13 protein-coding genes are annotated in these 19,475 nt (G+C 58.5%); 9 read left to right on the top strand and 4 right to left on the bottom strand.

The genetic code is table 11. From position 1 onward, the window contains the following. The first annotated feature begins 39 nt into the window (after window positions 1-39). From ACFO1S_RS15375 to ACFO1S_RS15355, 5 genes are all read left to right on the top strand, one after another. Window positions 40-1,143, top strand: coding sequence for a GerAB/ArcD/ProY family transporter (locus ACFO1S_RS15375; RefSeq protein ID WP_378127080.1), 1,104 nt, complete (start codon window positions 40-42; stop codon window positions 1,141-1,143). After that, a complete protein-coding gene (locus ACFO1S_RS15370) occupies window positions 1,140-2,588 on the top strand; it encodes a spore germination protein (RefSeq protein WP_204604802.1) in 1,449 nt (482 codons plus the stop codon). The genes ACFO1S_RS15375 and ACFO1S_RS15370 overlap by 4 nt, the downstream gene beginning before the upstream one ends. Then, a complete protein-coding gene (locus tag ACFO1S_RS15365) occupies window positions 2,585-3,727 on the top strand; it encodes a Ger(x)C family spore germination protein (RefSeq protein WP_204604801.1) in 1,143 nt (380 codons plus the stop codon). The genes ACFO1S_RS15370 and ACFO1S_RS15365 overlap by 4 nt, the downstream gene beginning before the upstream one ends. An 88-nt stretch (window positions 3,728-3,815) precedes the next feature. Beyond that, window positions 3,816-4,604 (top strand): ABC transporter ATP-binding protein, encoded by a 789-nt coding sequence (locus ACFO1S_RS15360; RefSeq protein WP_204604800.1) that lies wholly within the window; start codon window positions 3,816-3,818, stop codon window positions 4,602-4,604. Further along, window positions 4,597-5,892, top strand: coding sequence for an ABC transporter permease (locus ACFO1S_RS15355; protein ID WP_204604799.1), 1,296 nt, complete (start codon window positions 4,597-4,599; stop codon window positions 5,890-5,892). The genes ACFO1S_RS15360 and ACFO1S_RS15355 overlap by 8 nt, the downstream gene beginning before the upstream one ends. A 129-nt stretch (window positions 5,893-6,021) precedes the next feature. On the opposite strand, the gene ACFO1S_RS15350 is transcribed toward ACFO1S_RS15355, so the two are convergent. Both ACFO1S_RS15350 and ACFO1S_RS15345 read right to left on the bottom strand, forming a co-directional pair. Continuing rightward, window positions 6,022-7,323 carry an aminotransferase class I/II-fold pyridoxal phosphate-dependent enzyme gene (locus ACFO1S_RS15350; RefSeq protein ID WP_204604798.1) on the bottom strand — a complete coding sequence of 434 codons (1,302 nt, stop codon included), beginning with the start codon at window positions 7,321-7,323 and terminating at the stop codon, window positions 6,022-6,024. A 103-nt stretch (window positions 7,324-7,426) separates the two neighbouring features. After that, on the bottom strand, window positions 7,427-8,050 hold the full coding sequence (locus tag ACFO1S_RS15345; protein WP_204604797.1) for a pyridoxamine 5'-phosphate oxidase family protein: 624 nt from the start codon (window positions 8,048-8,050) through the stop codon (window positions 7,427-7,429). A 116-nt stretch (window positions 8,051-8,166) separates the two neighbouring features. On the opposite strand from ACFO1S_RS15345, the gene pdxR reads away from it, so the two are divergent. Continuing rightward, window positions 8,167-9,756 carry a MocR-like pyridoxine biosynthesis transcription factor PdxR gene (gene pdxR / locus ACFO1S_RS15340; RefSeq protein ID WP_378127077.1) on the top strand — a complete coding sequence of 530 codons (1,590 nt, stop codon included), beginning with the start codon at window positions 8,167-8,169 and terminating at the stop codon, window positions 9,754-9,756. Continuing rightward, complete coding sequence (locus tag ACFO1S_RS15335; protein WP_204604796.1) at window positions 9,749-10,534, top strand: helix-turn-helix domain-containing protein; 786 nt, start codon at window positions 9,749-9,751, stop codon at window positions 10,532-10,534. The genes pdxR and ACFO1S_RS15335 overlap by 8 nt, the downstream gene beginning before the upstream one ends. A 59-nt stretch (window positions 10,535-10,593) precedes the next feature. Here ACFO1S_RS15335 and asd read toward each other — a convergent pair whose 3' ends face one another. Next, on the bottom strand, window positions 10,594-11,385 hold the full coding sequence (gene asd, locus ACFO1S_RS15330) for an archaetidylserine decarboxylase (protein ID WP_204604795.1): 792 nt from the start codon (window positions 11,383-11,385) through the stop codon (window positions 10,594-10,596). A gap of 173 nt (window positions 11,386-11,558) precedes the next feature. Here asd and ACFO1S_RS15325 point away from each other — a divergent pair, with 173 nt between their 5' ends. Continuing rightward, window positions 11,559-12,716 (top strand): glycosyltransferase family 4 protein, encoded by a 1,158-nt coding sequence (locus ACFO1S_RS15325; RefSeq protein ID WP_204604794.1) that lies wholly within the window; start codon window positions 11,559-11,561, stop codon window positions 12,714-12,716. A 194-nt stretch (window positions 12,717-12,910) separates the two neighbouring features. Here ACFO1S_RS15325 and ACFO1S_RS15320 read toward each other — a convergent pair whose 3' ends face one another. Next, window positions 12,911-13,279 carry an ArsR/SmtB family transcription factor gene (locus tag ACFO1S_RS15320; RefSeq protein WP_204604793.1) on the bottom strand — a complete coding sequence of 123 codons (369 nt, stop codon included), beginning with the start codon at window positions 13,277-13,279 and terminating at the stop codon, window positions 12,911-12,913. Window positions 13,280-13,455: 176 nt separating this feature from the next. Here ACFO1S_RS15320 and ACFO1S_RS15315 point away from each other — a divergent pair. Then, on the top strand, window positions 13,456-19,475 hold a 6,020-nt coding region (locus ACFO1S_RS15315; protein ID WP_378127075.1), incomplete at its 3' end, for a hypothetical protein.

Here is a 19,475-nt window from a genome sequence, read left to right as displayed (position 1 = left end):
CGGTGCGCATACTGAGGGCAGCGGAAAGGATGGGACGATATGGAACCTCGCGTGGCGATCACAAATTTTCAATTCATGTCCCTCATTGTCATTTCGACCATTGGCACGTCCAGTCTTTACGCTCCGGCGGCGTTATCCCACTATGCGGACAGGAATTCCTGGTTTCTTGTGCTGGTTGGCGGGTGCGTCGGGGCGTTTAATCTGCTTGTCTTCATGGGGTTGAATCGGATGTATCCGGACAAAAGCCTGATCGGCATCTGCAAGCAAGTGCTGGGCCCTTGGCTCGGAGGCTTGTTTGCCTTTGTGTTTATTTTCTATTTTCTGGACATTACGGCTTGGGTTCTGCGGGAATTCGCGCAGTTTTTCATCATTGCGCTTAACCCCATCGTGCCGCAAATCTGGTATCTGAGCGCAGGCGTCATCATGGGCGCTTACGCTGTGTTCCACGGCTTGGAGGTATTCGGTCGAGTGGCGGAGATCGTTTTTTTCGTAACGGTGTCGACCTTTCTCGGCATCTATCTGATTCTCATTCAGCAATATCATCCCGAGTATTTGCTGCCCGTATTGGAAAACGGCATCCTGAAGCCGCTGGAGGGCATCATCCCCGTCAGCTCCTGGTTCGGCGACCTCATGGCGGTATCCATGGTCGTACGGCATGTTCGTCAAACCAAAAGAACGATGCTGTTTGCCCTGGGGGCCGTCGGGATCACCACCGTCCTGCTGATGTTGTCCGTTCTTTCCTGCACGATGCTGTTCGGAGCCAAAGCCTCCGGGACATTCACCTATCCGAGCATCAGCCTGATTCAAAACATAAAGCTGTTTCGCAATATCGAGCGATTCGATGCCGTGCTGGTCGCCGTATGGGTCATGAGCTCCTTCATCAAGATCACCTTATATTTCTGGGCTTCGCTCAAGGGGCTGACGGAATTGCTCAAGCTCAGACAGCCCCGTTCGTTTATCGTCCCGCTTGCTCTCGGCCTGCTCGTGAGCGCGAAGTACAAGGTATGGGGGTTAATCGAATTGGCCGCTTTCTATGACAAGCAGGCTTGGTATTTCATGGTCTTTCAGTTGGCGCTGCCGCTGTTGCTGCTGCTGATCGCGATGTTCAGGAAGGACGGAGGAAAGCTGGGGGTGAGCGTATGAGCAGGACGAATCAGCCCGGCCAGCGGCTCGCCTCCAAACCTGCGGAAAATATATCGCTTCTGAAGAAGAGAATGCGGGACACCCAGGATCTGATCTATATCGAATTTGCCTTGTGCTCGGGGCAGCCGGGCGCGGTCTGTTATCTGCAAGGCTTGACGGATGAACGGAAGCTTGAAAATCTGTTGAAGGAGGTCAAGGAGAAGGATCCCCCCCAGCTTACTTTTCGCAGAGACGAGGAATTGGAATCGATCGATCAGATCGCGGAGGCTCTCGCACACGGCAAAGCCGTGGTGCTGCTGTCCGATCCCGCGCGCGGAATCGCAATCGATACGCTGGGCGTGCAGCTCAGGAAGGTGGACGAGCCCACCAGTGAATCTACGTTAAAAGGACCGCGAAGCGGGTTTACGGAATCGCTGTCCAACAATCTGGCTCTTGTGCGGTTCTACCTTCCGTCCGCAGATTTGAAGGCGGAGTATTGCGAGATCGGACAGACAAGCCGGATCAAAGTCGCCCTGATCTCGATAGATGGCGTGACGAATCCGGTCATTCTGGAGGAGCTGAGACGCAGAATCCGCGAAATTCCGGCCGACTTCATTCTGGGCAGCAATTACATTGAAGAGTGGATCGCAGACAACCCCTATACGCTCTTTCCCTTGGTTGAGTCGACAGAGAGACCGGATCGCGTGGCCGGCGCGCTGATCGATGGCCGAATTGCCGTTATGGTGCAAGGCAGCCCGTTTGTGACGCTGCTTCCCTTTGTGTTCCTTCAGGCGTTTCAAGTCGGGGAGGACTACGAATGGCAGTTTTATATCGGCTCCGCCCTGCGGCTGCTCAGAATATTATGCGCTCTGATCGGAATGCTGCTGCCCGCGTTCTATGTTGCTACGATTACGTTCCATCACGAGCTGATTCCTACCGCCCTGCTTCAAAGCATCGCCGCAGCGAAGGAGCCGGTGCCTTTTCCCGCTGTGGTCGAGAGCTTCGCGATGATGGCCGCCTTCGAAATCATGCGCGAAGCGGGCATTCGCATGCCCAGGCAGATTGGCCAAGCGGTCAGCATCGTCGGCGCGCTCATTCTCGGCCAAGCGGCGGTGCAGGCGGGCATCGTATCGCCGATCATGGTTATCGTAGCTGCGCTGACCGGCATATGCACGTTTACCCTGCCGGCCACAGCCATGAATTACGCGATTCGGCTCCTCCAGTTCGGAATGACGTTCCTGGCTTCCATTCTAGGTTATGTCGGAATCATGTTCGGGATTGTCGTATTACTCACCTATCTGGCATCCCTGCGCTCGTTCGGAATCCCCTATCTCGCTCCGGCGGCCCCTTTTCATTTCGGTGAGCTCACCGACGTCCTCGTTCGCAGGCCCCATCCCTTGAACGTCAAGCGGCCGGCATTATTTCGCTCAATTAGCCCTTATCGCTGGAAGAGGGGCCGTCCATGAAGGGCCGACGCTGGATCTGGGGGACGGTCGCGGCATTGGCGCTGCTGAGCTCGGGCTGTAAAGGCAATGTGGAGTTGAACGAGCTTCATATCGTCCATGCCGTTGCGGTGGACGTGGGTAAGAAAGGAGGCGTGCGGGTGTCCGCCGAGATTTCGGAGTTAACGACGGGAGGACAGCAGCCGAAGGGGATGCAAAACCGCACCTTCCTATTGACGGGAGAAGGAAAAACGCTGTTCGAGGCGGCTCGTTACATCCTGGACAAATCGGATCGTACTCTTCTGTGGGGACAAACCTCTGTCATAATTATTAGCAAAGCCGCGGCAAGCCGAGATTTCGACAAGCAAATCGAATCGATCCGGCGGTTTCGTCAGTTTCGGAATACGACTATGCTGTTCATGATCGACGGCACGGCCTCGGAGGTTCTTGAGGTGGCGATGCCCAACTCGGCGATCAGCGGGCAAGCTCTGAGAGGGCTGTCCGAGGGCGGGGAGAGCACGGCCCTGACAACGCAAACAACCTTGCTGGACATATACAGGGATCAGATTAATAAATATCGGGATATCCTTGTGCCGTCAGTGAATATTTCCAAAAAAGAGCGAGGGGCGAAAAGCTGGATGCTGCAGACGGTCGGCTTTTTCGCATTCAGCGATAACAAGCTGGCCGGCTATATGGGCGTGAAAGAAAGCAAAGGCTACATGAGAGCGGCCAATCTGATGCGCGGAGCCGTAGAGGAAGTCGCCTGCGGCGGCGCCTCCTCCCGAACGGTGACGTTTGAAAATACGATCAGCAAAAGCCGGATCACGGCGAAGCTGGACAAGGACGGAGCTCCGGTCGCGCACATCGAGATCGATGCCGATTTGAACCTGGTCGGAATCCCCTGCGAGGATACGGACGTTACGCCGGGGGATATTGCCGATTGGGAGAAAAGGCTGAATGCGGAGATCGAGTCTGAAGTGGAGGACTTCCTCGCGGCATCGCAGCGCCGCAAGACGGACTTGCTCGGTATCGGAGAGAATCTCCATCGGAGGCATCCGAAGCAGTGGAGCCGGGTGAAGGAACGCTGGGCCGAGCTTTACCCGACCTGTCGCTTTACGGTAAGAGTCCGCACGCGAATCGACCATACGAATTTTACGACGTAAGGCTTCCCTTTTTTGTAAGCGATGCTTGCTCCCGTTATAATAGAAAGAAAAGTACGGGCGTCATCGCGTCTTAAGGGGGATACGTCAAATGATATCGCGTCAAGCGAATGCGCGAGTGCCTGCGCTGGCCATCAGCGGGCTGACGGGAGGCTACAGCCAGAGAAGACCGGTGCTGCACGATCTGTCCATAACGGTCTATCCGGGAGAACTCGTCGGGCTGATCGGACTGAACGGCGCGGGGAAAAGCACGGCCATCAAGCACATTTTAGGGCTCATGGTCCCTCAGAAGGGGGAAGTCCGCGTTGCGGGAGTTACCCTGGAGGAAAATCGCGAGGTCTATCGCTCGTCGACCGCTTACGTTCCGGAGCAGCCGACCTTGTACCCGAATCTGACGGTGAAGGAGCACCTCCGTTGGACCGCCATGGCTTATCATCTGGAGGAGGCTCCCGCTTTGGCGACGATCGGGGAGCTGGCCGAGACCTTCCGGATGACGGATGCCCTGAACGCCTTGCCGGATACCCTGTCGAAGGGGATGAAGCAGAAGGTTATGCTGATGAATGCGCTGCTTGTCCGTCCTGCGCTGCTCATTATCGACGAGCCGTTCCTCGGATTGGACCCGCTCGCGATCCGGGGGCTGGTGACCGCTCTCGACGAGGTACGGGCGCAAGGGAGCGCGATCTTGCTGAGCTCGCATATCCTCTCGGCCCTTGATCGCAAGGCGGATCGTCTCGTCGTGCTGCATAAGGGAAACAGAATTGCATGGGGAACGCCGCAGGAGGTTAAGCTGCAGGCGGGCTTCGAGGACGCGAAAGCGACGCTGGACGATGCGTTCGAAGCGCTGGTCTCGTCGGCGGAAGGAGGCCATTCGCGTGGGTGAGACGAGACGGGAGGAGCAGCGCGTCTTCCTTCGTTCTCTCAGGCGCGAACGCGGGGCCGCATTCCGGAAAGAAATCGTGCCTTATTTCCGCTACGTGCTGCAAAGCGGGTTTGGCTTGTTCGCCTCGGCGATTTTTTTTGCTTCGTTTATTTGGTACACCGGACTGATCAAGGACGTGCCGGAGGCTTGGCCGGTCAAGGAGGTCGGAGTCGCGCTTCTGACCTGGGCAGCATTCCAAGCCCCGCTTCGCACTTATTTCCGTCCTTCCGACCCGGTCTTCCTGCTGCCGATGGAAAACAGGCTCCTTCGAGAATATATCGGGCCTGCGCTTAGAAAGTCCATCGTTGTCGGGGCGCTGAGAGCCTTGGCGCTGTTTGCTCTGTATGCTCCGATCTATGTCCGCTCTCCCCAGACGGCAGAGCTTTCGGAGTCGCATTCGCTTGCGGCATTAGGCATCATGGTCGTCCTGATCGCCGGAGGCAATGCATACGGCGGCTGGAGAGAGCGCAGAATGGCGAATCGGCTCTGGCGGCTCGGGCTTCGCCTCGCGAGACTGCTGCTGACGGCGGGCGCTCTTGCAGGGCTACTGCTTAAGCCATTGGTGCTGGCCATTCCGTTCACGCTGCTATGCATGGCCGTTATGGCGCTGCTGTGGAGGCTGCCCGCTCAGCATGCGCTCCCTTGGGAACGTCTGATTCAGGAGGAAGCGGGCGCCCGTCGCAAGTGGATGGCTTTCCTGAGCTGGTTTGTAGATATTCCTACGGAGACGGCAAAGCCGGCCCAGCGCCGTTGGATCGCCTGGGCGGGCGATCGTCTTCCGTGGCAACGAAGGTGGGCATGGCATTACCTGTATGCCAAAGTTTTTCTGCGCGGAGAAACGTTCGGAGCGGTGTGGCGCTGGATGCTTCTGTCGGGGTTCGTGATCGCGGTTGTCGGCAATCCTTTGGCGGATGTGATCATCTATGCGGTATCGATGGCCGTATGCGGATTGCAGCTAAGCGAGCTGAGAAGAATTCGATTCGTAGAAACGGCGGATACGCTGCCGATTGCGCCGGAAGGCAGGCTGATCGCCGCTGCGGCGATAGCGCGAACGGCCGGCATTGCCGCGGCGGTGGCGCTGGCGGTCGTCGGCCTCGCGACAGGAGCGATCGGAGCGTCTTACTCCGGTCAAGCGACAGATACGCTGCGGCTTGATTACTGGGCTCCTATTCTCGCAGGCGGGCTGCTATGGTGCGGATGGTGGATGCCGAGGCGCATCGCGAGGTTCCGGGACGAGGATGACTTGTAAGCAGGGGAGGCGGCAACGTCGGCGCTCCGTCTGCTTCAACAAAAAAAAGAGCAGGCCATGCCGGGTGCATGAGCCTGCTCTTTTCTCTAAAGCCGTTTTACTTGTGTCGGGAAGCTGTCGCTTCGTCTTCTAAGCGTTGCCTGCTTTTACGTCCAGCACCGCTTGATAGATTCGATCGAAGAGGTCTTCCAGATTGCTTTCTTCTATGCAAGAGAAGGCGACGCGCAGGTCGGACGAGCCCAGCGCGATCGTGCCCACGCCGTAAGCGCTAAGGAGGCGCTGGCGCACGGTCTCTGCATCGACGTCCAGCTTAAGGCACATGAAGTAGCCTGAGTTAAAGGGATAATAGCTCCACTCGTTGCCGTACTTGCCGCTGTCCAGCAGGGTTTTCACCTTGTTGGCGCGGCCCTTCATGATCGCGAACTTCTCATCCTTCTGGGCCTGGAAGAGATCGGACTTCAGCGCGCGCAGGATAAACGTCTGCGAAGGATGCGGTCCGCTGGAAATCGTGGAGCGGATGTTGCCGGTCGTCTTCTGCTCGAGAGCGGCCAGACTCGCTTCCGACAGGCCGCCGTAGGTAATGAAGCCGACGCGGAAGCCCCATACGTACTCTTCCTTGGTCGCTCCGTCGACCTTGATCGCAAGCACGCGCTCGTGCAGGCCGCACAGTTGGCCGAATAGCGACTCTTGCAGAGAGTCCTCGAAGAAAAGACCGAAGTAGGCGTCGTCCGTCACGGCGACGATGTTGATGCCGGCTTCTGCCGCATCGCGAATGGCGGCGACGATCTCGCGGCCCTCCTCGATATTCGGCGTATAGCCGGTCGGATTGATGGGGAAGTTGAGCAGGACGATTGCCTTGCCGCGATCCTTCTGGGCCAGCAAGGCATCGCGGAGGCCCGCCGAGTTGAACCTGTTGTCCGCATCGTACAGCGGATAGTAGACCATCTCCGCGCCGCGGCGAACGTTGAAGGTCAGCTCGTAATTTTCCCAGTTTTTGTCCGGAACGACGACGGCGTCGCCTACGTCCGCGAATAGATCGCCGACGATGCTGAGGCCGTGGGTCAAGGCGTTCGTGACAACGGGAAGACTGATCGTCTTGCCTTTAATCGAAGGGTTCTCCGCGAGCATCTTATCGCGCCATACGGTGCGCAGCTCCGGCTTGCCTCCCGGAGGGGCATATTCATAGATGTCCTTGGGCTCATAGGCGGACAGGGTTTCTTGAATGACGTCCAGATGCATCGGTTTGCCGTTCTCGGTCGCGATACCGATCGTCGCGTTATAGACGCCGGCTTTCTGCTTGGCTTCGGCCGATTGGCTCAAGATGCCGAGCTTAGGCATGTACATAGCTCGACCTAAACTGGATAACATGGAGGCAGCGTGCGGATTATCGCGGGAAAGCGTCTCGTTTAATTGCTGGGCAAGGGGATTCATAGCTCCCATCCTTCCAAGTAGTCATTAGGAGATATTATACACCATTGGTCAGGGAGCGTCATTTCATTCAAGCGCTTTCAGTAAAAAAAGGAGCAGGAAAATGTTAAGTTTCGCTAATTTGTTTCTTTAACGCACTGTCGCGAATGCGCGTGACCGTGTCCGCGTCTCCCGGGAGGTTGCGGTCGAGCAGATTTTGCATGATTCCTTCTCTCTTTTTCTCGCTTCCGTTCTGGCCGAATTTGAATTTGCCTGTCATGGACTCCGCATCCAGACGAAGCACGGCTACTCCGCGCAGAGACGAGGCATAGCGGGGGTCCGAGGCATCGATCGGAGCATGTCCGCCTTCCGGCTGCATTTGCCCCAGCAATGCGGCCAATGCGGACGCCTTCTCTTCGGCTTGTTCGACTTGAGCGACAGTGCCGCGAATGCGGACCGAACGAAAGAACACGGTGGCGGGGCAAGCCAGATACGGGTCGGTAAAATAAGAAGGAATAAACGCATGAGCTTGATAAACGACGAATTCCGCGCGCGAGTTGTCTGCCAAGCCGGCCATTTTCTCACCTTGCTTGCTTCCGTGAAAATAAACGGCTCCGTTCACACAGGCATAGTTCAACGGCACCGCTTTTGGCCAGCCATCGGCTCCGGCGAACGTAAGCACTCCGTCGTTTTTCTCTTGCAGGAAGCCGATGCATTCTTCGTCCGAGGTTGCGAATTCTTTTCTTCTCATCTGGATTTCTCTCCTTTGGATACGGCTGTTGAGGAACAGTGTACGGCTTGCATTGACAAGAGAAAAGATCCATTTTACATTAAAAATACTAGTCCATTGTGAAGAGGGGGAGAGGTGTGAGCTCTCCATTTGCCTATAACGCCAAGCTGACCGAATGCGGCACGAAGCATCTGGCGATGTTTCTGGCTATTCGGGAGGCGATTGCCGAGGGAACGCTCGCTCCCGGGGAAAGGCTGCCCTCGACAAGAAGGCTGGCCGAGCTGTACGGGTTGTCTCGGGGCAGCGTCAGCTTGGCCTATGAGATGCTGACGGCGGAAGGGTTCGTTCAGGCGGGAATCGGCAGGGGCACCTTTGTCGCCGGTTACGGGCACAAGCGGAACGACGGTGCGGCATCCTCCGAAGAGGGCGAGTCTCCTGCCGCGTTGCCTGCGATTACGGACTGGGGTCGCCGACTGCTGGAATTGCAGGCTGTAGAGGCCTCCTCAGGGGATGTCGGTACGTCCGTACCGTTCGCGGCTCCTTCTCCGGCATCGTCCGATCCGTCTATTCTCGAGGCGAATGCCCGCGTCTCCTTCGTGACCGAAGGCTTAAGCGCAGCAAGGTTTCCGTGGCAGGAATGGAAGTCGGAGGTCGCCCGGCAATGGAAGCGCATCGGCGTCTACGGATCGCGCGGACTGGAGAATTCGGCCGGCAGCCTGTCGCTGCGCAAGGCGATTGCCGGACGCCTGCGCCGAGAGAGGGGCATTCCCTGCGGCGAGGAGGATATCGTCATTACCTCCGGCTCGATGCAGGCAATTGCCCTGCTCGCCCAATTGCTGCTGGAAGAAGGAAAAACGGCTGTCGTCGAGAACCCTTGTTATAAGGGAATCGAGCGCGCGATCAGGGCGACGGGAGCCGGGCTGATTTCCCAGAGAACGGATCGCTCCGGCATCGTGCCGCAGGATTGGGAGGCGACGCTTCTGTTCGTGACGCCGACGCGTCAATTTCCGACGGGAGTCGTGCTAGGTTACGAGAGGAGACAGGAGCTGCTGCTCTGGGCTTCCAAACGCAAGGCATTTATTATCGAGGACGATTACGACAGCGATTTTCGCTGGGGAGGCCGCCCGCTGGAGCCGCTTAAAGCGCTCGACAAGGAGGGACGCGTCGTCTATGTCGGCACGTTCTCCCGGTCGATGGGCACGAGTCTGCGAATCGGCTTTGCGGTGGTTCCAAGGGAGCTGCTGCAGCCGTTGCTGCTGGCCAAGAAGCTGTATGATCCCTATCCGACGAGTCTCGCCGAACAGCAGGCGCTGGCCGGCTGGATGTCCGGAGGCGGCTACGACAGGCATATGCGCAAGACGCGCAGGTTGCTAGGCAAGCTGGAGCGCAAGCTGCGCGAGTGTCTGGAGACGAATCTGGACGGGCTGTTCACGCCGTTTCCCGCCGATGCCGGCATGCATGTCTATGCGAGGTGGGAAGGGACCGAAGCGGATTACGAACGGCTTATTCGGGAATGCGCGGTGCAAGGAGTCCGGTGGAAAAACGGCTCTGCCTACGAGCTTCCATCCGCCGGGCGTCCGAAGACTCCTCCATCTGCGATATTCGGCTTTGCCCATTTAACGGAGCGGGAGATCGAAGAGGGCATTCGGCGCATTCGCCGAGCCGCCGAGGCTTTGTCGCTGCTCCGCGACGCTTACCGGGAACAAGGAGGTAAAGTTCATGCTTGACCTGTCCGCCACATCTTTCGTCTTGCTGCCCTCGTTCGCTAAGATCGTTTGCGAGCCGGGCTGGAAATGGCAGAAGCGGGAGAAGCCGCTGGCCAATTACGATATTTTTTACGTATGGAGCGGGGAAGGCGAACTCTTTCTTAACGGGAAGCCGTACACGCTCGGCAAGGGGAGCTGTTTCCTGTTTCGCAAGGGGGATCATACTTGGGCGACGCACAATCCGCAGAAGCCGCTCGTGCTTACCTACATTCACTTCGATACGGCCGAGCCGGTCAAGCTTGCTCCCAAGCCATACCGTCTTCTGCAAGACACCTTCGATTTCGAGCATCTGCTCTCCAAATACGTGAGATTGTTTCTGGTTAAAACCTATGCGGCGGAGATCGAAGCCCAGCTCATTCTCAAGCAACTGATTATTCACCTGCTCCGTCATGATCAGGAAGAGCCGGTGGAGCGAAAGGCAAGCAATCAATTGACCGAAAGCATCCGCGAGGTTGCGAATTACATCCAGCAGCATCCCGGCATCGTTCATCGGGTGGAGGACCTTGGGAAACGCGCCGGCTTGTCCTCCCGCTACTTCTCCATCAAGTTCAAGGAGCTGATCGGCATGTCCGTTCAGACGTACATGATCCGCGCGCGAATCGAGCGCGCCCAGCATTTGCTGCTGCACGCGGGGATGAACGTGACGGAGGTGGCCGATGCGCTCGGCTACCGCGACATCTTCTTCTTCAGTCGGCAGTTCAAGCAATACACGGGCAAAAGTCCTTCGGAAATTCGGTGAGAATGAAATAAAGCTCGTCCTTTCGACCGCAAGGCCGGAGGAACGAGCTTTATTTCGTTTTAGTTGCCGGTGGCCAAGGTTCCGAGCTTCTCGCCCATTCGCACCTTGCTCCCGACCTTAAGATCGGGACGGGGACGGAATGTGCCGTCCTCGGTTAACAGAACGATCGTCGAGCCGAATTCGAAATAGGCCAGCTCGTCGCCGCGATTCGGCCGGACGGGCCGCGGCTCTACGTACTTGATGCTGCTGACGTTAAGCGCGCCTACCTTGACGACCGCGACTTCGCCGACTTCGTTGCGGATATAAGTGACGAGCCGCTCATTACGGGAAAGCACGCGCCGCATTGAGGTAAGGCCGAATTCGTTAACGGGATACACTTTGCCGGGAATATGCTCGCTCTCTACGATCTCGCCTGCGCAGGGGACGTGGATGCGATGATAATCTGTAGGACTTAAGTACAGTACCCAGAAGAAGCCGCGCCGATATTGGGCGATTCGCGGAGAGCCGTGAAGCAGCTCCTCGATCGTATAATCCTGTCCTTTGATCTGAAGCATCATGCCATCCTGAATCGGACCGCAGCCGGTGACAACCGCGTCTACCGGACTGACCAGGGCGTCCGGAGAGCCGTCGACGGGACGTCGGCCGGGCTTCAGGCGCCGGGTGAAAAAATCGTTCAGCGAGCGGTATTCCGAAATATCCTTCTCCGCTTCTTCGACCGGGATATTGTACATGGCGGCAAAGCGCGGAATCCACCGGCGGCTCAAGGACGATTTGGCGAAACGGCCTGTCATCCGGGACACGAATTTGCGCGAGGACAGTTCTGTCATTAAGCGCAGCAGCCAACGAGTCATGCGGAGGGATCTCCTTTACGGTAAAATTCATTCCCGAGAATTGTGACACATCGCCGGATAAAGTGCAATAGTCCTTAAGCAAAGGTAGGAGCCGTTCCCTTTCCGGCCCGAGGGGTATATATTGTCTCGATAGCCGCGATCAGGCGAGACTAGGCCCGCGAGGAGATTGGACGATGCTGAAAGCCGCTTTCATAACGCCAGGAGCGTATCCGGTGCCTTCTCCCACGGGGGGCTCTGTCGAACGTGTGGTAGAAAAGGTCGTTCCCGCGCTGCTTCCGCATGTCGACGCTACGATCTACGGCCGAATCGGCAGCCGGCTCCCTGCGCGGGGAAGCTTAAACGGCGTTTCGGTCATCCGCTTCCCCGGCGCGAACAAAGCGAATTACTTCAAGCGGGTCTGCGACAGACTTGCCCGTTCCGTGCCCGATGTCATTCAGATCGAGAATCGCCCCCTCTGGGTGCCCCGGATAAAAAGCCGTTTTCCCCGCAGCCGCATCTGGCTGAACCTGCATTCCACGACCTTTATTACAACCCCGTACATCAGCGCTCGTCAGAGAACAAGGTGCTTAAAAGCGGCGGACTATATTCAAGTCAACAGCGAATTTCTTCGCTCCTATGTTCGGAAGTACGTCCCCCAAGCAGCGGAGAAAATCAGGGTGAACCATCTGGGCGTCGATATCGCGCGATTCCATGGGCGTTCTTCCCCGGAGGGGGCGAGCATGCACGATCAGCTTCGGGCCAGGCATGGATGGGGGAACCGTCCGATCATTCTTTATGCGGGGAGGCTTGTTCCGCAGAAAGGCGTGCATCATCTGCTGGCCGCATTGCCGCTTATTCTGGCGGCTGTTCCCGAAGCGCTGCTCGTCATTGTCGGCAGCGCCCAGTATGGGTCTCATCGACGGACCGGATACGTACAGCGACTTCATCGCATGGCGGCTCGGCGTAATGCGAGCGTTTTTTTCCAGCCCTATGTGTCCCATCATGAAATCCCGAATTGGTTCGCTATGGCAGATGTCGCGGTCGTGCCCTCCGTTGGCCGGGAAGCATTCGGTCTTGTCAATCTCGAAGCGATGGCATCCGAGCTTCCTGTCGTGGCTACCCGCGCGGGCGGACTCAAGGAGATTGTGGTCGACGGCTGGACGGGATTTCTCGTCGCGCCCGAGGCGCAGAAGCTGTCCGCCGAGCTGGCCGATCGAATCGTGTATTTGCTTGCCAACGAAGGGGTTCGCAGGGAAATGGGACGCAGGGGAAGGGAACGGGTGCTATCGGACTTTCAGTGGCGGCATACGGCGGAACGATGGGTCGGCTTTCAACGGGAAACCGGCAGATAACCGAACCGGATTTGGCGATTTGCGGCGGGCTCGCGAGCTGAAGAGGATGCAGCGCGAGCCGGCGTCGTTGCCCGGCCTAGAAAGGACATTATACATAATTCGTCCTCTCATTCAGAAAGGAGCTTTCAGCCGTGTGGGCTTGAAAGCTCCTTTCTGAATGGGGTGCCGTTCCCAGGGGGGCGACCCGGTTTTTCCTAGCTATGCTCAAGGTGTTGCAGCGTTTGCAGGAAAATCTGTTCGATGTGGGAGTCGTCCAGCGAATAGAAGACGGTTTTGCCGCTTTTTCTTCGTTTGACCATCCGCATGTTGCGCAAATAGCGCAGCTGGTGAGATACGGCGGATTGTCCCATATCCAGCAGCACGGAAAGATCGTGCACGCATAGCTCCCGGTGAAGAAGGGCGCCGATCAGCTTGATTCTCGTCGGATCGCCCAGAGCCTTGAACAGCTCGGACAGCCGCGAGGCGGAATCGTCGGTAATCATCCGTTGCTTCACTTCGTGCAAAGGAAGATCGGAATGGGAGCAGCTGCTTTCGTCCGTCCGTTCAAGCGTGATTTTATCCATGAGATTAAGCTCCTTCGCTTCGCGTAACGATCGTACTTCCATTATAACGCAACGTGCCGCTTGCGAAAACACGGACATCCGGCATCCGTGATGCGGGCGAGTGCCCAACCTCGTGACGCGCCCATGGGTGAATGCATATGATACTGGAGATTTCGACGAACAGGAAGGAGAGGCACATGAAAAAGAAACAAGCGGGTAAATCTCCTAAAGCGCGCCGGCCGCAATATTACGTTGACGACCCGAACAAACTTGAGCTGCAATGGCTGGACGATATACAAAAAACGAAGGCCAAGCCAATGTCCGTGCACGGCTCGGCCGCTCCGACGCAGCAGCCGCCAGAGAGCCAGGCTGCCGGCAGAACCAAGCGGGATAACGTCCATACCGAGACGGCCGGTGTCTCGAAGACGACGCAAGCCGTTCCGGCGGCAAAAGAAGATTCGGCTTCCGCAGACCCTCCAGTGTCTTCGGGACAGGTCTCAGCGCTCGGCGAGGCGGTGGAAATATTCGAGATCGCGGCGGAGCTTCCGCCGGCGATCGAGCTTCCGATCGCTGTCGAGCTGCCGGATATTGTGGCGGTTGTGGAATCGGCGGAGGCGGCAAGCATCCAGTCTACGGACGATCTGGTAGCCCTGATGAGCGAGCTGCCGGAGAGCTTGGAAATGACGCAGGATCGCAAGCAGAAGGAATCGGCGGACGAAGAGCAGGAAGCCCGGGAAGCCCGCCGCTTCAAGCTGGAAGAGAAACGAATGCCTGCGCGGCAAGCTCCAATTGTCTATACCGACGATCTTGCGGACGAATCGGTGACGGGAGAGAAGCTTGCCCCGTTCGCGGTGAAGGCTGCACACCTCGCTGCGGATGCCGTGAGCACGAATGCGCTGGCCGATTTCTCCGTCACGGCGATCAAGCTGGCAGATGGATCGATTACTTCTTCGAAGCTGGCTTCGGAATCGATCGTGGGCGACCATCTTACCAAGAACTCCATCTCCGGGCAGAAGATCCGGGATCGTTCGATTACCGGCGAAAAGCTGCGCGACGGAAGCGTATCTTCGGAGAAGCTGGCGGACAGAACGATCAGCTCGGACAAAATCGCCGAGGGCTCCATTCAATCGAAGCACTTGAATGTGTCCGTCATCACCTCCGAGCTGCTTCAGGATCAAAGCATTACCTCGGAGAAAATTCGCAGCGGCTCGATCCGCAGCGAAAATCTGGCTAACGAAATCATAGATACCTCGAAGCTGGCCGAGGGCGCGGTGACCACCTCGAAGCTGCGTGACGGCGCTGTCTCCAAGGATAAGGTGGCACGAGGGGCGATTGAGTCCCAGCATCTGAACGAGGGGCTTATTCTGGCGGATCATGTCGCTCCGGGCGTGCTTCAGGGAAAGCATTTGGCTCCGCGAGCCGTCGCGGCGGAGCATCTGGCCGACGGAGCCGTAGGCGCTCGGGAATTGGCCGAACGGTCCGTATCGGGAAACAAGCTTTCGCTCGGAACGGTCCAATCCGAGCATCTTCAGGCAGGAGCGGTAAAGAGCGACCATCTCGCAGAAGAGGCCGTGAGGTCTAAGCATCTGACAGACGGCGCGATCTCCGCCTCCAAGCTCGCCGAGCAATCGGTCACGACGCTGAAGCTGGTAGATCAGGCAATCACATCAACCAAGGTAGCCGACCAGAGCATCGTATCGGCCAAAATCGCGGATGAAGCGGTGCAGGCAAAACACTTGGCCAAGGGGAGCATCGTCGCCGACAAGCTTGCCCTCGGCATCGTGGAAGGGCGTCATCTGACGGAATATTCCGTGAGCGGCAAGCATCTGTCTGCCCAATCGGTCGGTCGAGAGCACCTGAAGGACGACTTGATCGGACCGACCCAGCTGGCCAAAAGCGCAATCCGCCCAGAGCACCTATCAGAAGGGGCAATCGGGCCGGCGCAATTGGCGGAAGGAGCTGTGGGACCCGCGAAGCTGGCGGAGCAGTCTGTTGGCAGTCGGCATATCGCGCCGTCAGCAGTGAAGACGGAGCATCTTGCGCCCGACAGCGTCATGGCGGAGCAACTGGCGACCGGCTCGTTAAGGCCGCATCACTTTGGGCAGGATTCGGTCGTAAGCGGAGCATTGTCCGCCGATTCCGTGGACAGCCGACATCTTCGCAAGGGAGCGGTAGAGGCCGTTCATCTGGCGACGGGATCCATTGGCACGGCCGCGCTGCAGATTGAAGCCGTCACGGAGAAGAACATTGCTCCGGGCTCGGTTGGAGAGCGCCAGATCGGCGTGCGCTCGGTTTTCTCTCACCATCTTACGGATCATTTGATTACTTCGCTTAAGCTTTCTCCCGAATGCGTTTCTACGGATAAGCTTGCGGATTTGGCAGTGACGGCGGCGAAGCTGGCCGATGACAGCGTCACCTCCGACAAGCTGGCCGATAACGCTGTATTCGACAAGGCTTTGCAGGACGGAGCCGTGAACGGTCGCTCGCTGGCCGAGGGGGTCGTTTCCTCGAAGCATCTGAAGCCGCAGGCCGTTAAGCACCTCCATCTCAGCGCAGGTTCGGTTTCCTCTTCCATTCTGGCGGAGGATTCGGTCACGGCGGATAAAGTCGCGGATGGGGCTATCAAAGCCCAGCACCTCGTCTCCAATTCGATCGAGAGCCGTCATCTGGCTGAGCAGGCTGTGCTTGGCATCCATCTTGCCGAGAAAAGCATTCGGGATATTCATCTGAACGACGGCATTATCGGGTCCGCCAAACTGGCTGCAGGCAGCGTCGATAGCGGCAAGCTGGCGTCCGGCTCCGTACGCGAGCAGCATATTGGCGAGCAGGCGATATCAGCCGCCCATCTCAAGGCAAATGCGATCGGTTCGACCCACATTGTCGATGGCGCCGTAAACGCCGCTCATCTGTCGGCAGGAAGCGTTCAGGAGTCTGCTCTGGCGGCTCGCGCCGTAACTGCAAACATTCTGGCGGACGAAAGCGTGACCTCGGGGAAGCTGGCTCCGCTCAGCGTCAGTACGGAGCATCTGCAGATCGAGAGCGTCAGCGGCAAGCATCTGAAAGCCGAGGCGGTGCATGGCTTCCATCTGCGCAAAGGCACGGTATCCGTCTCCCATCTTGCGCCCGATCTGCTTGAGCTGGCCAAGAACGGAGAACGCCGTATTGACGCGGAGAGGCTGGAGCCCAATGCGGTCAGCGCGGTTCACCTCAAGGATCGTTCGATTGTCGAGGATAAGCTGGCCGACGGCGCGGTCACAAGAAGCAAGCTCGCGGACGAAAGCGTAACGAGCGCGAAGCTGCTTGCGGAAAGCGTTACGTCAGAGAAGCTTGGGGATTCGGCGGTCCTCTCGGATAAGCTGGCTGACGGAGCGGTGACCACCGATAAGCTGGCGCGGGGAAGCGTGGGGACGGAGCAATTGGCTTGGGGCTCCGTTACCCAGGCAATATTGGCGGAGGGCTGCGTCGATGAGAATCAGCTGGCCGATGGAGCGGTTACATCGGATAAGGTTGCGGACGGCAGCATCGGTACCAGGAAGCTGGCGAAGGATGCGATCACCGCGAATCTTCTGTCCGCAAGAAGCGTGACCTCGGATAAGGTTGCGGACGGTGCGATATCGTCGGCTAAGCTGGAGCAAGGGGCTGTCGGGACGACGCATCTGGCGGCAGGAGCGGTGACGACTGAAATTCTGGCAGATCGCAGCGTAGGAACGGATCAGCTTGGGGAAGGCGCGGTCACGTCCAAGAAGCTGGCGGACAGCAGCGTCGGAACGAGGCAGCTTGCTGTAGGCGCGGTGAGCGCGGCGATTCTGGCGGACGGCAGCGTGACGACGGACAAATTGCCGAACCAGTCGGTGACGACGGAAAAGCTGGCCTTCGAGAGCGTCGATACAGGGCAGTTGGCAAGCGGGGCAGTAACCGACGATATTTTGGCAGAGGGCTGCGTCACAACCGAGAAGCTGTCGGATAGCGCGGTGACGGCGGAGAAGCTGGCGTTCGGGAGTGTCGGCAGGGCGCAGCTGGCGGTTGGCGCCGTGACCGAGGACATACTTGCCGCAGGAAGCGTCGGCAGCGACAAGCTGGCGGAAGGCTCGGTGACGACGGAGAAGCTGGCTTACGGCAGCGTGGGCACGGGACAGCTTATTGTAGGCGGAGTGACATCGGTTATTTTGGCCGATGGAAGCGTGCAGAGCGGAAAAATTGCCGACGGCGCAATTACGGCCGACAAGCTGGCCTATGGCAGCGTCGGAACGAGCAAGCTGACCGATGGCGCAGTCATCTCCGATATTTTGGCGGACGGCAGCGTGACCTCCGCCAAGCTGGCCGGTGGAGCGGTCAGCGCCGATAAGCTGGCCTATGGCAGCGTAGGGACCTGGCAGCTGGCGGCGGGTTCGGTCGTCACGGATGTTCTGGCGGACGACAGCATCACGACGGAGAAGCTGATGGAAGGCATCATCACGACCGACAAGCTGGCGGGGAACAGCGTCGGAACGAGCCAATTAATCGTGAACGCCGTGACGGAGGATATCGTGGCGGAAGGCGCGGTAACCTCGGCAAAGCTTCGCGACGGCGCGGTGACGGCGAGCAAGCTTGCGCATCGCAGCGTGGGCAAGGAGCAGCTGGATGTCGGCGCGGTGGATGCGGATATTCTGGCCAAAGACAGCGTAACGTCGGAGAAGCTGGCAACCGGCTCCGTGACGGTCGACAAGCTGGCGTTGGGCAGCGTAGGCCCCGGGCAGTTAACGGTTGGTGCGGTAGATACCGGACACCTGACGAATGGCAGCATTACGGTAGCGAAGCTGGCTAATGGCGCGGTGACGACCGACAAGCTTGCTTCAGGCAGCGTAGGGAAGGAGCAGCTAGCTCTCGCCGCTGTGTGGGAGGATGCGTTGGCGGAAGGCGCGATCACGGCCGACAAGCTGGCGGAAGGCGCGGTTACCTCCTCAAAGCTGGGAATAGCCAGCGTAGGCGCATCGCATCTTGCTCCCGGCGCGATTACGGAAACCAAGCTGGCCGACGATAGCATCTCTACGGCGAAGCTGATCGATGGCGTCGTAACGACGGATAAGCTGGCGGGAAGCAGCGTCGGAACAAGTCAAATCTCGGACGGCAGCGTGATCGGGGATAAGCTGGCTCCCGGCGCGGTGACGGCGGATAAACTGCAAGATGGAGCGATTGTTGCGGCAAAGCTGGCGTTGGGAAGCGTAGGCACCGGCCATCTGGCTGTCGGCGCAGTGGATTCCGGGCGCTTGGCGGACGGGAGCGTGACTGAAGAGAAGCTGGCGGAAGGCGCTGTGACTTCTTCGAGGCTGGCTGCAGGGAGCATAGGTACGGAGCAGCTGGCGGAAGGCGCGGTCACGACGCTCAAGCTGGCGCATGGCGCGGTAACGCTGGAAAATCTGTCTCCTCCGCTCTTCCAATTTCTGAACTTCGTCGGAGAATCGATCGGGGAAGAGCGTCTTATTGACGGTGCCGTCACAGCGGCGAAGCTGGCGGAAGGCGCGATCGGAACGGCACAGCTGGCGGACGGAGCGATTGTCGGAGAGAAGCTGCAGCAGGGCAGCATCGGAAGCGAGCAACTGGCGGCGGGCGCGGTGAATGCCGAGAAAATTGCCGTTAGAAGCGTAAGCTCCTCCCACATTATCCCGCGCTCGATTCTCGGGTATCATCTGGGAGAACAAACGATTACGACCAGCCATATGAAGCCGCAGTCGGTGACGGAAGCACAGCTTGCGGATGGCAGCATTACTGAAGGAAAGCTTGCTCCGGAAGTACGGGAGTTGTTCGGCCAATTGCTTCAGACGCAAGTCGCTGAGCAGGTTCCTGAAACGACGGTTACGGAACTGGAAGCGGGAAGCGTAACGAGCGCGCATCTGGCGGACGGCAGCGTGAGCGGAGCGAAGCTGGAAGCGGGAAGCGTAGTAGGCGCGCATTTGGTGGACGGCAGCGTGAGCGGAGCGAAGCTGGAGGCGGGGAGCATAGTAGGTGCGCATCTGGCGGACGGCAGCGTGAGCGGAGCGAAGCTGGAGGCGGGGAGCGTAGTAGGCGCGCATCTGGCGGACGGTAGCGTAAGCGGAGCGAAGCTGGAAGCGGGGAGCGTAGTAGGCGCGCATTTGGTGGACGGTAGCGTAAGCGGAGCGAAGCTGGAAGCAGGGAGCGTGACGAGCGAGCATCTGGCGGACGGCAGCGTGAGCGGAGCGAAGCTGGAAGCGGGAAGCGT

Origin of the sequence: Cohnella boryungensis, assembly GCF_042651945.1 — a bacterium.
Lineage (GTDB): Bacteria > Bacillota > Bacilli > Paenibacillales > Paenibacillaceae > Cohnella > Cohnella boryungensis.
This window is presented reverse-complemented; position numbering and strand designations above follow the sequence as displayed.

Coding starts and splice junctions, on each gene's coding strand:
- ACFO1S_RS15375 (WP_378127080.1), top strand. CDS start 40: ATGGAACCTCGCGTGGCGATCACAAATTTTCAATTCATGTCCCTCATT.
- ACFO1S_RS15370 (WP_204604802.1), top strand. CDS start 1,140: ATGAGCAGGACGAATCAGCCCGGCCAGCGGCTCGCCTCCAAACCTGCG.
- ACFO1S_RS15365 (WP_204604801.1), top strand. CDS start 2,585: ATGAAGGGCCGACGCTGGATCTGGGGGACGGTCGCGGCATTGGCGCTG.
- ACFO1S_RS15360 (WP_204604800.1), top strand. CDS start 3,816: ATGATATCGCGTCAAGCGAATGCGCGAGTGCCTGCGCTGGCCATCAGC.
- ACFO1S_RS15350 (WP_204604798.1), bottom strand. CDS start 7,323: ATGAATCCCCTTGCCCAGCAATTAAACGAGACGCTTTCCCGCGATAAT.
- ACFO1S_RS15345 (WP_204604797.1), bottom strand. CDS start 8,050: ATGAGAAGAAAAGAATTCGCAACCTCGGACGAAGAATGCATCGGCTTC.
- ACFO1S_RS15335 (WP_204604796.1), top strand. CDS start 9,749: ATGCTTGACCTGTCCGCCACATCTTTCGTCTTGCTGCCCTCGTTCGCT.
- asd (WP_204604795.1), bottom strand. CDS start 11,385: ATGACTCGTTGGCTGCTGCGCTTAATGACAGAACTGTCCTCGCGCAAA.
- ACFO1S_RS15325 (WP_204604794.1), top strand. CDS start 11,559: ATGCTGAAAGCCGCTTTCATAACGCCAGGAGCGTATCCGGTGCCTTCT.
- ACFO1S_RS15320 (WP_204604793.1), bottom strand. CDS start 13,279: ATGGATAAAATCACGCTTGAACGGACGGACGAAAGCAGCTGCTCCCAT.